The following is a 14,296-nucleotide window of genomic DNA, read 5'->3' as shown; positions in this document are numbered from 1 at the left end:
TTATCGTGCGAGCAAAAGAAATAATAAATAACCAAAAAGAGCCATTAATATTCTACAAATATCAGCCCCGAGTTTTGAGTTTAGAGTGCAGCAAGCAAGAAATTACCGCCTGTCTAGATGATGGCCGAAAATTAAGTATCCCAACTACTTGGTTTACTAGACTGCGAAAAGCCACGTTAAAACAATTAAAAAATTATCGCATTTTACCAGATGCTTATCATATTCACTGACCGGAATTAGACGAGGATATCAGTTTACGAGTGTTTACGGACGGCTTAGAAAGTGGTTGTTGCTAGAATATGCCAACCATTAGAGGTTTTGAGAAAAAGAAAGGCTTTCGCTTTTTCTTTACTTCCCATGACCGCGGAGAGGAGCCACATATTCATGCCGAAGGTTCGGGTGGAATTATGAAAGTTCTACTAAAAGATTTATCAGTAGAATATTCGCGTGGTTTAACTTATTCCGAAGAAAGAAAAATTTTAGAAATCGTGGAAAGAAACCGAGGATTCTTTATTGAAGAATGAAGAAAATTTTTTAAAGAAAAGTAGCCACATAATTAATAAAATATAACGATTAAATTGAGGTTTTTGACTACTGACTTTGTTAAAATATATTCAGGGTTGAGTTATCTCCAAAAGTATAATAATAAAATCAATAATTATATTAACCATGAACAAAAATATTGAAATCCAAAAAATAAAAGTAAATAATGGACAAGAATTAATTGCCGAAGCCAAAAAGTGAAAAAATTCGGGTGGAGAGTGAAAGTTGCGAGAAAGATATTTAGAAATACCGTTCAAAGGAATCGGGAAAAGGAAAAATAAATTAGGTTGAGGAATTATAATCAGCAATGGAAAGCAGACAGTCGATATTCTTTCGTTCGAAAGTAATCTAGATTATAAGGATTTCGTAGAAAAAGATTTGATATCTTTCGACGAGGTTAATGTTCGATCTGAACTTCGCCAACTTTTTCCAGAAGTAAAATTTGCTCATCCTGACAGTGGTGGTAATAGAAAATTAAATAACACTACTTATAAAGAACTTAAAAAAGACAATGAAGATTATATTTTACGCCGCTATTTAGTAGCCGAAAACAATTGAGATTTGAAATGAATACTACACCAATATGTGCGGGAAAATGAAACCAAAATCTACCAATCAACAAATCCGCATTTTGCGGGGTGAGTAGAAATAATTGACGGCCAAGACGGCAATATGTATCTTTATGTGGGAGAAAAAAATGACAATGGTGGACGAGAAATTAAAATCGGTATTAAAAAAGCAGAATTTTACGACAAGTATCATAACTTTTATGAGAAAAAAGATGGTGGTTGTTATACCGCCGAAGAAATGTTGGAAAACTATTGAAGTCTCTCCACTATTGGCCGACCAAGAACGCCAGCCGAAACTCACGAATATTATTCCAAAAACGGCGGATTAGAGGAGGAATGACAAAGAAATTGACCGCGCCGCCAGGGATTATGCCGAAAATATTTAGAAGAATTGCGAGAACGCCTAACCAAAAAGTTTAATTATTGACAAGAAAAAGCAAAACAAAAAAATCATTGAGACCATGAAGCCAACGAGCAAATTCTTTTAGCCAATCATCACGTCGCCGAAATTGACGCTCATTTAGACGACATGAAAAAAAATCGTCCGGCTTATTACGCGGCTTGTGATAAAGATTGTGATATTTGCGGTGTTAAACTTTGTTGTCATTTTGAAGGTCGAGCATGCTCGTCAGATAAAAAATGCCCTCGACCTGACGAAAATTTTCTCCATTACCATGGTCGGACACCTGAACTAGAGGAAAACAAAAATAACCAATTAACCGACGCTGAAAAATCCCAACTTCTGCAATATTTTCTCCAAAATGGTATTCAGAAAATTACGATTGAAAATGGAAAATTAATAATCACGCATAATAATAATAATACAATTGTAACTGATGAGGACTCCGAACAACAAAAATATCACCAAATACTTGAAAAATTACCAACTCAGACTCTATCTTTAAGTGAATTACGAAATAACAATACTAATTCAAATTCTAATAAAGACGATAAAAGTTTCTATAAAGGTCTAGTCGTTGGGACTGTTGTGATTATCTTAATTGGGCTAATTGCTTATTGTTGGAGACAAAAAAAGATAAAAAAATAATATATGGAGGTTTCTATTCATCGAGAAAGCGAACAATTACAAAAAACTACTATCCCTTCGCTTCAAAAAATTACTCGTCAATGATATTTTTTGGATTTGAAGAATAAAATAGTAGGTCGGGAAGCCGCCTCAAAAATAGTCGACTTGTTGCGTGGCAAAAATCGCATAGATTTCACTCCCCATTTAGACTTGGGAAATTATGTGGTATTGATTAATGCCCGTCATATTTCCTTTACAGGCAACAAATTAGACAATAAAAATTATTACAATCATTCTGGATATTCGGGGGGCTTGCGAACCCGCAGCACCCGCTCAATGTTAGAAAAATATCCTACTGAATTAGTTTTTAGGATTATTAGAGGTATGTTGCCTCACAATAAATTAGGAGATAAACAAGCCGCGCGATTATTCATTTTTGCTGATGAAGAAATGCTAAACAGAAACAAACAAAAAATATTACAAGCGCAAGAGAAAAACTTCATTAAAATCGATTTGGAATTAAAAAAATAATTGTCATAAATATAAGATTGACTAAATAATAAAGCCTATAACTCTATGATAAACGCCCAAGAATGACTGGATAAAAATTATCCTATAAATGGCACTTGTGTAAGAAAAGAGGATCGAGAAAATTGGGGCAAAAGCAGAGCAGAAATCTCCAATCTAGATATTAGCCAACAAGAACTAAACGGATCACTTAAACTAGAAAGATTTAACCAACTGGAAACTTTTGATTGTTCTCATAATAATCTAATTAGTCTAAATTTAACAGGAAATAACCACTTAAAAGAAATTAACTGCTCTCACAACAATTTGGCTGGTTTAGCAATCGGCAGTAATTCACATTTAACTCGCTTGGATGGTTCTTTTAACAACCTTTTGAATATCGAATTTATTACTACTTTGGAATGTCCGGAAAAATTACTTTATTTAAATCTCCGTAATAATTATTTTCGTCCTAGCAATTTGAATGTATTTTCGCCTTTTTTGCAAATAAAAGAACTTTATTTAGGAACCAGCGATTTAGCGAGGATAAATTTATCTGTTTATAACCAATTTTATGGTTCTCTAAAACCCTTGCAAAATTGCCATAATTTAGAAATATTGTGTATTAGTAATACAGAAGTAAATTATGGTTTTGAATATTTGTCAGACAGTTTGAAAGAAATTTTTTTGGCTGATATGAGAGAAAAATTGACTGGGGAAGATTTGGGGCATGCCCAAATATTAGCCGAACTAGCCCTATTTGATGGTGATTTTAATAGATGAAAAAAAGAAAAAATTTTGAAATCGGAAAAATTGCCACAATTGTCTAAAGAAAGAGACGCTTTTCAGAGATTAACTACTTTTTGAAAAGAAAAGTTTGAAAATTCCCAAACCTACCAAGTAAACAAATTAGGAAAAGAATTTAATGTTGCCCTTAAAATATTACAAGGGGGAAAGGAAAAAGAAGAAAATAATTCACAAAATTTTCGGGAAGAAAAAGAGAAATTAATTCGAGAAATCAATGAATTAAAAAAGCAAATAGAGGATTTACGAATCGAAAACGAAAATTATAAAGAGGCTAATGTTCTGATTAGAGAAAAATATGAAAGGATAATGGATGAAAATCCCCATTTGCGAAAGGAGCAATTAGAGAGTTTGCTGACAGAATCGGCGAAAGAATTTCAAGCCCAAATTCAAATCAATTCAAAAAAATAATAATATATATGACAGTAATTTCACAAAAAAAAAAAAAAAAAAACAATTAGGTGGCAAAAATGTCATTGGGGGTTGGATTAGTCCAAAAATTAAGTATTATATTTTAATAGAAAAATCCTTATGTCAACTAATCTTCTAATTCGATTAAAAAGAAAAACTGATGTAATTTTGGCGTCAGATGTTAATAATCCTGCTCTTTCTACTCTCACCCTCAATTTAAAAGAAGTAATTGCCTGGAATAATAGTGCGGCGGTGGGTACCAATGGCCGAGTCAATACGGGATTTCCCATTGATGGAGACCTTGCTAACAACGCAAAAAATTTTCAAATCAAACAAATAGAGATTACTGGGGCAACCAACGTTTTAACTACCTTTCATAATCTCATTTTTTTGAAAAATAGTGTTAAAGGTACTAAAGTGGGGGCTAAAAATAGCCTTTCTTTTGAACTAGTTATTGATAAAGACATAGGCGACTCTAATGTTCACTGAAATATCTCAGCAGGAAGCACCACGGGGGCTAGGGACAGGATACTTAAATTGTCGGCGGCCGATTTTGGCGGTCAGATGACTACCGACAAAATCCTTATTAACGACGTGAATTACCACGCAAAAAATGATAATAAAACTGAGACAGTAGTATTCCGTGACGACCAAAAACAAGAACTTTTGGCTTTAGAAAGATTAGTAGAGACAATGAAAACCAAGTATCGCAACTTATTAGATTTTGGACGTGGTCCCGATGTCGACCTATTTGTCGATAGTGCAGACCTAGGCAACAAACCCGACCCCGCCGCCAATCCCCCGGTAGCCGCGACGGGATTGTGAGCCTATTATTTTGGAACTGACCCCCAAGTTGCCAAAGACCCCACGAATATTAAACATATTCTCTTTGATCTGAAAGATAATTATAATCAAAAAATATATAATTTGAGGGCTTTAATTAAAGGTTTATTAGCGATTAATGAAATTATTGAACGTGGTTTAACCAAAAAATCCCATGTGTTCTTGATGGATAGTGGTAGCGGTTATAAATTCTCTGACAAACTTGAATTAGATAAAGAACCAGGCTTCTACAAAGGATTTCCGCTAATTGACCCCAACTTAAAAGCCACTCCTGACCCGACTGACGATAATAAATTTAGGCAACTATATATAATTTTACACCAAAATCAAAAACAGGAGTTTTATAAAGAACTTTTATATTTTATAAATAAAATATAATATATGTCATTGAACCTTAAAAGCCTATTTGATTTCCTAAAATCTAATCCCTCCGAGCAAGATTGTATTGGTTATTTTGAAAAACGGAGATGAAAAGACAAAGTAATCTCCCCTTTTGACCCCAATTCCAAAGTCTATAAATGTGCTAATAATCGCTATAAGTGTAAGAATACAGGCAAATATTTCACTGTTAAAACTGGTTCAATATTTAGAAACTCCAATATATCTTTACAGAAATGATTTTTAGCCTTGTATTTGCTCTCTACTGATAAAAAAGGTATTTCATCTTGCGAATTAGCAAAAAAGTTAAATATTACTCAAAAATCAGCATGGTTCGTATTACATCGTCTACGCTATATCTCTAACTTACCTGAATTTAAAGTTATGTTAGGAAACAGTGTAGAAATAGACGAAACCTTTATAGGAGGGAAAAACAAAAATAGGCACAGAGATAAAAAGGCTCCTCATTGCCAAGGTCGCAATTGAAAAGATAAGATACCAGTATTAGGAATTATTGAGAGAGATGGCAATTTAATCACTCAAACTATCCCTAACACTAAACAAGAAACAGTTAACCCCATAATTAGAGCTAATGTTAAAGAGGGTTCTAATGTTTATACGGATGAATGATATAGGCATGGTGATTTATACAAAAATTTCAATCATCAAATAGTAAATCACAGCATTAAGCAATATGTCAATGGTAATGCTTCTACTAATGCTATTGAGAATGCATGGTCTCATTTAAAAAGAACCATCATTGGCACTTATCACCAAGTAAGCAAAAAACACTTACAAAGATATCTTAACGAGTTTACTTTAAGGTTTAATACAAGAAAGCACAGCGAACAAGAAAGGTTTGATTTAGTGCTTTTATCAAGTGTAGGTAAAAGTTTAAGTTATAAAGAATTGTGTAAAATAAGTATATAGTTGTCTATTTTCCTACCCTACCTATTTAGACCCAGTTTAGTCAGGGATTTGGAATCTTCCTCATAGTTGGCTGGGCTGGATAGTCTGGGTAGCAAAGTAGATAACTATGAAACAGGTTCCCATAATTACTGCTAGTCTAAAAATTTTAAGAAAAAGAGGGGGATTTTTTTCGCTTATTTTTATGGAATTAACTTTTGAGCGAGGGTAGCCACTGGTGGATTTAGTTTAAGAACCGACCCAAATGTTTTTTTGTGATTGCCCTCGCTGAAAAATTAACCCCTTATAGAAGTTTTAATATCAATTTCAAATTGCTATTTTTGCTCTCTCTCTCTCTCTCTCTCTCTCTCTCTGTATCACCCTTATCACTACTAATAAACATGCTTGCTATACAAGCGAAAAAGAAAGATATTAATAAACCAACTCCTAATATAGCTCACATTCCACCTTTGCTTTTATTTTTACTTAATCTAACCACACTATATATCCAATAACCAAAAATAAGAATTCAAAAAGCATAAAACACTCAAACAGCAACACCACCAGGAAACATCCCTGATATAAATAATGAGGCAAACAAATCTATTATCATAATATATTATATTTTAGCATTTTTTACAATTTTAATACTATTTACTAGGTGATTTTATAGATAAATAATTTACAATTATTGATTATAATGAAATCTAATCAGTAAATGATTAATCTTAAAATTGTAAGTAATCCATAAAACTATTTATATGACAAAGAAATTAATTCACTGTCCGAAATGTGGTAAAGGTTCTTTTATTAGTCTAAACGAAAAAGAGGAAAAAAGAAAAGTCAGAAAAAAAGACTTTGATAAAATGGTAGAGGCTATGTTTAAAATTCCTCCACCTAAAAATTGAAAAGAAAGAGAGAAAAGATAATTAGTGTAAAATTCTATATAATTACCTAAATTTAAAGTTGAAAAAATTGACTCGGATAAACCGGTTTGCTTCACCAAAGAAAATATTGATAATTTTCGCAATTTTGCTGATGGTTATACTGGTTCAAACAGCGATATATTTACGAAGGAAAAGACCATTAAGGATAGAAAGGGAAATGACGTTCAGGTTTTTGCTAACCGTAAGCCAGAGGAATGTTTAGGATTTCAACCGGGTGATATTTGGGCTGATAATTCCGGTGATTATCTTTATGTCAATGGTAATTGAAGATTTGGCGGCCATTCAAAAATGGTCTTTGATATTCTTTCTGCCCAAAATGCCGAAGAAGCCATGGATTTGGCTTTTTTTGGCAAGGATTATGATGATCCGCAAAGCGATAATGCCACCCGAAAAGGAAATCCTAATTCCGATCATGAAAAGACACCCAATATCAACCTCCAATTTAATGAGGTAATTGGAGTGAGTCGTAAGGAGGTGTTAGACTCTTATTATGGGGCTCTCAAAGCGGCAACCCATTGTGAATGACGAATTCCAGGTGATGCTGCCGGAGTTGGTGCCAAACCCGCTCCTAAATATGACGACCCGGCCATGAAAGATAAAATTGATAAAGGCTACCAGTTAGCCACGGAATTTATAACTGATTATGAGGAATATCTCGGCGTTAATGTGGATAGCCTTGACAAAACTAAATTGGAAGAAATTAAAGCCAAGTTAGAGAAGTGAAAAACTACTCGCTTTTATACTTCGGGCGGAGCCTGAAAACCGGTAATTGACAATTTTTTGACAGAGGTAGACGGGGCTTTGTCTCTACTCAATGACGACCCAGATGACGATGTTCCGGCTTGAAAGACTGAATTAGCCGGATTAAAAAATCGTGGTGGTGTATTATCCAAAAAGATTTATCAAAAATGTCAACCCGACCAGGACGGATTCACCGAAACAGTATTTAACGAACTGAAAAAGTTGGTGAAATTGTTGGAGGAAGCCCATGGCACTCCTACGTCCAACACCAAGCAGGAATTAGAGCAATTTATTTCAGAGAGCAAAAATAACGCCGAACAAAAAAAAGCCCTAGACATTGCTAAAAAAGTCAAAAATCAGGACAGCGACAGAGCAGATTGCGTAGCCACCGCTCGAGAAAAATTAATGACTCCCCAAGAAAAAAGTCTAAAAGCGACCCGACAAAAATTAAAATCTTTACTGGCTGGGCTAAAAATTGACGGTCAGGATGCTTACCAGCAAATAAAAACTGATATTAAGAACTCCGAAACCGCCCTAAATAAAGCCATAGAAATCTGGCAAAAGTGTCAAGAGATTGACACTGCTACCAACGACGACAAAGGAGAATTATTGGATGCTCTCAACAACCTCAAAAATGACACTCACAATAGTACGGCCTGGACCGCGATAAATAAATACAGGAAGGACGGCCAAGACCAAGGTTATGCCGAGGAAATGTTAAAAAAGTTAAATGATTGAGCCCAGCAACGGCAAAAAGATTATTCGCAAGTCAAAAACGCCCAGAACCCCGCCGAGTTCACAGCCGCCAAAAACGAGTTTATGAATAAACATGAGTATAAGAATAATAAACAAGATTATGATGAGATTTATTTTCCTCTGGCAGAAAAAGCGGCAGAGATTAGAGACCAAGGAAATCAGGTCAGTTCTGATGAAAAAGAATTAACCGAACTAATAACTATAGTAGTATCTGATTATACTGACTGGAAAACTCAATTAACAGATTTAGAAGACAAGCTAAATAAATTAAAAAGTTATACTCAGGGTAACAAGAACCATAATATCATCGCCAATTACTCCTCAGTTCAACAAGAAGCCTTGAAAAAATTGGTAAACAAAATGGAAACCAAACTTCAAGAATGAAAAACTGCTAAATCCCAAGCCGAAAGTAGCAATCAATCTTCAGAAAATCCGTCGTGATACAAAACTCCGGGAGGAATAATTTTAATTATCGGGATAATAGGTGCCTTGGTCGGAATAGTTTATTATTTAGTGAGAAAAATAAACAGGGATACTTTGCCGGAGGACGATAAATAAACATGTGGAATTAGCGAGTAATGGTTTGGAAAGATTAGTTCATTTTGCTTTCATTATTAACAAATTCATAATAAAAAATAAATATATAATAAAGCATAAAAAAATTAAAAACTATGACTGAATTCCCTATTTTATTGTTAGATAACTTTTTCTTATTTCCGCGGTGTGATAACTTTCTCCCCTTAGAGAATAATATTTATTGAAAGAAAGTACTATTGCAGGCCTGAAAAGATTGTCAAGGTTATTTGCTGGTTATTCCTAATAAGGAAAAAATTACTGGTAAGCCTGAAGAGAAGTTTGTGCCTTTCGGAACCTTGGCTAAAATTAATTTGGATATTGCTAACACGGCCGATTTGGAGCCATTTCTCAATTCCCTCAAAGAAATTCAATTACGGGGCTTGGAAAGAATAAAAATAACCGACCTGGAAAAACGGGGTGAAATCTGAAACGGCAAATATCAAACTTTACCAGAAAAAGAATTGGACGAAAGGATCTTGGATGAATTGACCGAAAGATTTGTTCGCCACCTACCAGACATTCTGGAAAAATCCAAATTGAGTGCGGTCGACAAGTTGCCTTACATGACTATGATGCGGGGTAATGTTACTAATATAATCGATTTTATCGCTCAAAATAGCCGTGAAATCGATCAATTAACCAAATGAAAAATCCTGGCCTCTTTGGATTTACAAGAAAGGCTTGACATTTTAATTAACTTACCTGATCGACGAAAAATTGACGAGGACTTGGAAAAAGAAACTAAAGAGGAAATTAAAAAGCAGCAAGAGGAGTGATACTTGCGTGAAAAACAAAAAGCCATTGAAAGGAGACTCAAAAAATCTCGTGGTTATGGCAGTGGAGAAATAAAAAAACATTTGGAGCGTTTGGAAAAAGAACCTTATCCGGAGTATGTAAAAAAAACTGCTTACGAGGAAATTGAACGCTATGAGGCCATGCACCCTAGTTCAACTGAGGCTAGCATGATCCGCACTTATATTGATTGACTTGTTAATATACCGTGGTGACAGAAGAAAAAGGAGACCCGAGATTTAGTCCGAGTTCGCCAAAAACTAGACGAAAATCACTATGGACTTGAAGAAGTAAAGGAAAAAATTTGTGAATATTTGGCTGCTTCCTGAAGTGCCAAAGAAGAAGAATCGGCTAGCAAACATCTCTTGTTGTGAGGCCCACCAGGAGTGGGAAAAACTTCCATTGCTAAATCCATAGCCGAAGCCTTGGGTTTGCCATTTGTCATTCTCTCGGCAGCCGGGGTTAACGACGTAGCGACGGTAAAAGGTCATATTCGCACTTATGTCGGGTCTATGCCAGGTCGAATCATCCAATTAGCCAAAAAAGCTGGTGATAAACATTTTCTCCTTTTTATCGACGAGTTAGATAAAATTGGGCAAGATAGTTGACGAGGAAATCCGGCTTATGCCTTATTGGAGGTTCTTGACCCACAGCAAAATAAAAAGTTTATCGATAATTATTTAGGAGAAGAAATTCCTTATGACTTGTCGAAGGTCATTATTATTTGCGCTGCCAACGACCCTTGAAAAATCCCGGCTCCTTTGTTAGACCGTCTGGAAATGATTCACCTTTCTTCTTACACGGAGATCGAAAAATTTCATATTGCCAAAGATTACCGCATTCCTGTCGTTTTGGAGAAATATCGCTCTATTACTAAAGACGAAAAAGGAGAGAGAATAAAGTTTACTGACGAAGCCATTAAACACTTAATAAGAAATTATACTCGTGAGGCGGGCGTGCGAGAATTGAACCGCAAAATTGAAACTGTAGTCCAAAAATTTATTGTCCAATTTATTCAGGGCAAAAAAAAGGAATTAATAGTTACTCCCGAAAATTTGCCAGAGTACTTGAAAAAACCCCACGAATTTACCAAAAAACGCAAGCATCCAGAAATTGGAGCTGCAACTGGCTTAGCCTGAACGGGCTACGGAGGGGATATTTTGCCTATTGAAGTGGCTTACTATCCTCGCAAAGAAGGAGAGCCTGAGTTCACTGGTAATTTGGGAGATATCATGAAAGAATCTTGTTTGGTGGCTTTAGATTACATAAGAGCTAATTGCGAAAAATTTGGTATTGACCCCAAAAAGTTTTCTCAAAATAAAATTCGCATTCATGCCGTAGAAGGTGCTGTCCCTAAAGAAGGACCCAGTGCCGGCATTGCTCTAACGTCAGCCATTATTTCGGCTCTCACCGAGCAAGCCATTTCCACCGAAGTAGGAATGACCGGAGAAATTACTCTTCACGGCCACGTGGAAGCGATTGGGGGCTTAAAAGAGAAAGCCATTGCCGCCCATCGCAGCGGATTAAAAACGATTATAATCCCCAAGTCTAATGAAAAAGACATCGAAGACATTCCTGAAGAAGTTCGGCAAAATTTAGAAATTGTTACTGTCGATGAGTATGAAGAGGTTTGAAAATTTTTGTTCGGTAAAAAGCCCAAAAAAAGTGTTTTTCCTATTAAAAAGCGGTCAACGCCTAAAGTTGAAGTTAATCCTTAACAAATAATATTGAGGTTTTTGGTTATCAAATTGCTAAAATATATTTAAGGGAAAACCATCCCTTTTTATAACATAAAAATAAATTAATACTGATATGACAAAAAAATTTGAATGAGGTAAAGTTAACAAATGTGGAGTAATTGGCTGTAATAAGCAAATTAACTGGGGGGAATTTACTTCCTACCTCGCTTGTGAAAAACACCATAATCTTCGTTGAGGACTATGTGAGGCTTGTCAAAAAGAAAAAACCACTCACTCTGTCTATTATGACATTTATCATGGCAATGATAATGCAGAGCGGGCATTGAAAGAAGTAAATGAAGGAGTCGGTTTTCAAAAAGAAATCATTGCCCAATTTTTTTCGAGAAATATTTCCGGCTCTTTGCGGGAAAAACTTAACGCTGCTTATCAAAAAGCCCAAGTTGCCGAGAAAATTATTCCGGAACTAGAAAGATTAACCCGCGAATATTGAGAAAAAAAATTAAACTGTGCTAGCAATTTTATTGGCGAAAAAGGAGGTCAACAAATTAACATTTATGAATCTAATTTGTGTGACAATTGTGGTGATGAGATAAATGCCCGCCGACAAAAATTAAACGATGATTATCAGCGTAATGTTCTAGATAAATTAATCGCTTTTGGTCCCGAAGTCGCCGCCCAAATTGAAAAAGAAATCGGAAGGGATGGAGCCCAAAAAATTATTTTTGACCTTGCCTTTCGAAGCGATAAAGTAGAAAACAGGCAAGCACTAATTAGATATCGTTTTCTTGACAAACTACCATTTTTTCAAAGCAAAAAAAGTGCGGAGCAAAATCAAAAAAAGAAAGAATTTTTCCAAAAACTTCGCCAATACTTTCAAGGTCAATCAATTAAGCAGATAATTGAATCAGGTGGCGATAACTACATTATTTATTATGCCAACGGCAATATTGAGGAAAAAAGTAGTTCCCAATTGGCGAAGTGAGGAAAATTAAGAACCTTTTTTTTCAATTCTAGTCAAAGGTGTCTTAGTCTCCATGAGATAAATGGAATATTGGCTAGTTTAGAGCAAGAACCAAGTCCACAGGAGAAAGAAACACCGCTAAATAGGGATGGGGAAAAGAAAGAAGAGAAAAAACTCCTTTCCGATTCGGAATTAGAGTTAATTAAGTCGTATTTTCGCCAGAATAAGATTAAACAAATCTCTTTCCACAATGGCGAATTAGTTATCACGTATAATGATAATAAAATTATATCTAGTACAAATAATAATTTTGAATATCAATTAATTAAAGATAGTTTGAGTAAAATTGATAAAAATGAATTAACAGCCCAAGAATTAGGCCTTAACTCGGAAAATATTTCTCCTGATAATGCTTCGACAGGAAATAAATATTATTGATTAATAGGAGGGGTAGCCTTGGGAATAATAATAGTTGGTATTTCAGTCTTTATCTGGCGACAAAAAAAGTCAAAAAATAAATAATATGTTAATCCAAAAACCAATTTTGACTGAAAAAGGTCAATCACTCTATCAAAAAAATAAAATCTATACTTTTTATGTGTTGCCTTCAGCCAATAAATTTCAAATCAAACAAGAGTTAGAAAGAATGTTTGCCGTAAAAATAAAAAAAATCCGCACTAGCCGGCAAAAACCCGTTTTACGCCAAGCTCGCTATTTACAAAAATCGCCCACGCGGATTTATACTAAATTAAGAAAAAAGGCCCTTGTAGAATTAATGCCAGGACAAAAATTACCTATTTTTGAGGAACAAAAAGAATAAAAAATATTAAATATGGCTAACCTTAATACAATCAAACAGTTTTGAATAGATAAAATTAAAAAATTAATAAATGAATATCAACCGGATGAGGGATATTTCTATTACAAACAGATAAAAGATACTTGAGAGGATAATTTGAAAAATCAAAAGGATGATATTTCTGATATAACCGATGAAGCCACAAAAATCTGCCGAACTATTCTTAATTCTAAAACTTATTTTGGTGGTTATTCGAGTTGGAACTTCAATAGAATATTAGTTAGGTTAAATAGTAGTGCAACTGAATATGTGGTACTTATTGATAAAGCCGTTGAAGAATATCAAAAGGAATTGGTTGCCGTAAAAGCCGAACTCAAAAACTATAAAGATACTTGGGATAGCCACCCCACGGATTATACTACTATCAAGCAAGAACGGGATGATTTACAAATCCAAAAAAATAATCTGACCGCCGAACGAGACCACTTAAAAGAGCAATTGGGCGGTAAAACTAATTATGATGAGATTAAGCAGGATATTAGCAAACAAATTATTACGGATAGCGGCTTAAGCTTGGATCAAAACAGTACTTTCGAGCAAATAATAGCCAAAATTAAGGAATTAATTAAGCAACCTGATAATACGAGAGAGATGGCTGATTTGCGACAGCAAATTACTGCCCAAGACCAAACCATTGCTGACTTGCGAAAGCCAAACGAACAGGTTATGAATGAATTAAAAGAGAAAATTAAAGTTAGTTGACAAAAAATAGGATTAAATAATTCTGAATTAGAAAAATCTTTAAGTGAGGTTCAGACTTATCAGCAATTATTGGATTTAGAGCAGAAAATAATGAAAGAGGAGCAGGAAAAAAAGCAAAGCAGACAACAAGATTTACAAAGAAACAACCGAAATCTAAAAATAGGGTTAGTTAGTGTTCTGATAATTATGGCTATGGTGGTAGGAGGATTAGTGTTAGCAAAAAAAAAAAAAAAAAAAAACCATAGAACCTACACACAAACGGTTTATGCGTAAA

General features: G+C 34.7%; 14 protein-coding genes. 13 read left to right on the top strand and 1 reads right to left on the bottom strand.

All coding sequences use genetic code 4. The features are described from left to right. Positions 1-5: 5 nt before the first annotated feature. The 7 genes from DHMRE_RS02555 to DHMRE_RS02525 all read left to right on the top strand — a co-directional run bounded on the left by DHMRE_RS02555 (position 6) and on the right by DHMRE_RS02525 (position 6,012). Positions 6-296: a DUF2442 domain-containing protein gene (locus DHMRE_RS02555; RefSeq protein WP_322632141.1), complete on the top strand. Its 291-nt coding sequence runs from the start codon at positions 6-8 to the stop codon at positions 294-296. A 3-nt stretch (positions 297-299) separates the two neighbouring features. Next, positions 300-548 carry a DUF4160 domain-containing protein gene (locus DHMRE_RS02550; protein WP_322632140.1) on the top strand — a complete coding sequence of 83 codons (249 nt, stop codon included), beginning with the start codon at positions 300-302 and terminating at the stop codon, positions 546-548. Positions 549-669: 121 nt separating this feature from the next. Beyond that, positions 670-2,160, top strand: coding sequence for a hypothetical protein (locus DHMRE_RS02545; RefSeq protein ID WP_322632139.1), 1,491 nt, complete (start codon positions 670-672; stop codon positions 2,158-2,160). Between the two features lie 3 nt (positions 2,161-2,163). Beyond that, positions 2,164-2,670 carry a 50S ribosomal protein L13 gene (gene rplM / locus DHMRE_RS02540; RefSeq protein ID WP_322632138.1) on the top strand — a complete coding sequence of 169 codons (507 nt, stop codon included), beginning with the start codon at positions 2,164-2,166 and terminating at the stop codon, positions 2,668-2,670. A 45-nt stretch (positions 2,671-2,715) separates the two neighbouring features. Then, on the top strand, positions 2,716-3,861 hold the full coding sequence (locus DHMRE_RS02535; protein ID WP_322632137.1) for a hypothetical protein: 1,146 nt from the start codon (positions 2,716-2,718) through the stop codon (positions 3,859-3,861). Between the two features lie 120 nt (positions 3,862-3,981). Continuing rightward, positions 3,982-5,082 carry a hypothetical protein gene (locus DHMRE_RS02530; RefSeq protein ID WP_322632136.1) on the top strand — a complete coding sequence of 367 codons (1,101 nt, stop codon included), beginning with the start codon at positions 3,982-3,984 and terminating at the stop codon, positions 5,080-5,082. A gap of 3 nt (positions 5,083-5,085) precedes the next feature. Continuing rightward, complete coding sequence (locus tag DHMRE_RS02525; protein ID WP_195909738.1) at positions 5,086-6,012, top strand: IS1595 family transposase; 927 nt, start codon at positions 5,086-5,088, stop codon at positions 6,010-6,012. A 280-nt stretch (positions 6,013-6,292) separates the two neighbouring features. On the opposite strand, the gene DHMRE_RS02520 is transcribed toward DHMRE_RS02525, so the two are convergent. Further along, entirely contained in the window at positions 6,293-6,601 is a 309-nt protein-coding gene (locus DHMRE_RS02520) for a hypothetical protein (RefSeq protein ID WP_195909737.1), read from the bottom strand. A gap of 148 nt (positions 6,602-6,749) precedes the next feature. Between DHMRE_RS02520 and DHMRE_RS02515 the strand changes: the two genes are divergently transcribed. The 6 genes from DHMRE_RS02515 to DHMRE_RS02490 all read left to right on the top strand — a co-directional run bounded on the left by DHMRE_RS02515 (position 6,750) and on the right by DHMRE_RS02490 (position 14,295). Further along, positions 6,750-6,917: a hypothetical protein gene (locus tag DHMRE_RS02515; RefSeq protein WP_195909736.1), complete on the top strand. Its 168-nt coding sequence runs from the start codon at positions 6,750-6,752 to the stop codon at positions 6,915-6,917. 306 nt (positions 6,918-7,223) lie between these two features. Beyond that, on the top strand, positions 7,224-8,990 hold the full coding sequence (locus DHMRE_RS02510) for a hypothetical protein (RefSeq protein ID WP_322632135.1): 1,767 nt from the start codon (positions 7,224-7,226) through the stop codon (positions 8,988-8,990). 113 nt (positions 8,991-9,103) lie between these two features. Beyond that, on the top strand, positions 9,104-11,518 hold the full coding sequence (gene lon / locus DHMRE_RS02505) for an endopeptidase La (protein WP_322632134.1): 2,415 nt from the start codon (positions 9,104-9,106) through the stop codon (positions 11,516-11,518). A 94-nt stretch (positions 11,519-11,612) separates the two neighbouring features. Further along, complete coding sequence (locus DHMRE_RS02500; protein WP_322632133.1) at positions 11,613-12,983, top strand: hypothetical protein; 1,371 nt, start codon at positions 11,613-11,615, stop codon at positions 12,981-12,983. A 1-nt stretch (position 12,984) separates the two neighbouring features. Beyond that, complete coding sequence (locus tag DHMRE_RS02495) at positions 12,985-13,281, top strand: 50S ribosomal protein L23 (RefSeq protein WP_322632132.1); 297 nt, start codon at positions 12,985-12,987, stop codon at positions 13,279-13,281. Positions 13,282-13,293: 12 nt separating this feature from the next. After that, entirely contained in the window at positions 13,294-14,295 is a 1,002-nt protein-coding gene (locus tag DHMRE_RS02490; protein ID WP_322632131.1) for a hypothetical protein, read from the top strand. Position 14,296: the final 1 nt, after the last annotated feature.

This window comes from endosymbiont DhMRE of Dentiscutata heterogama, assembly GCF_002888635.2.
Classification (GTDB): domain Bacteria; phylum Bacillota_I; class Bacilli_A; order Mycoplasmatales; family CGIF01; genus CGIF01.
The sequence above is the reverse complement of the archived record's forward strand: the minus strand, read 5'-3'. Positions and strand labels throughout refer to the sequence as shown.